This window comes from Arthrobacter sp. Y3223164 (genome assembly GCF_059091005.1).
On the sequence record NZ_JBNHGF010000864.1, the window covers coordinates 1 to 432 of the forward strand.

At 63.7% G+C, this 432-nt stretch carries 1 protein-coding gene; it reads right to left on the bottom strand.

Going from position 1 to position 432, the window contains the following annotated elements:
- Positions 1 to 117: 117 nt before the first annotated feature.
- Positions 118 to 432 (bottom strand): hypothetical protein (locus AC5RUJ_RS18440; protein WP_494156539.1); only part of this gene is annotated, 315 nt, incomplete at its 5' end.

The following is a 432-nucleotide window of genomic DNA, read 5'->3' on the forward strand; positions in this document are numbered from 1 at the left end:
GGTCCTTGTACTGGATGTGCATCGCGGGAAGACCGTTCGTGAACCGTGGGGTCTGCAGATGCACTTCGCCAGCGGCATCGGTGATGGCGTGGGGGCTCCAGCCCGCATGGGCTGCCGTCAACCGCTCGTTGAGGGAAGTGCCCGCATCGCGCCAGGGGCTTTCAGCTGAAGACCCATGCCGTGGTTGGCCGTCACCGAGGCCCCCTTAACGGGCACGCCCTTGCTATCGACGACTTTGATGGTGGCCGAACCCAGAGGCGGCAGGGTGACCGTCCCGACATCAAGTGCGCCGTTAACATCCACGGAATTGGTCATGATGTACATATTGGGCCCGGCGCCATTGCGCGCGTACTGAAAAACCAGCTGGGCCGAAGCCTCACCTGCGGGAATGCTGAACCTGCCCCCGCTGCCCGTCACATGCGCCGGGTTGGA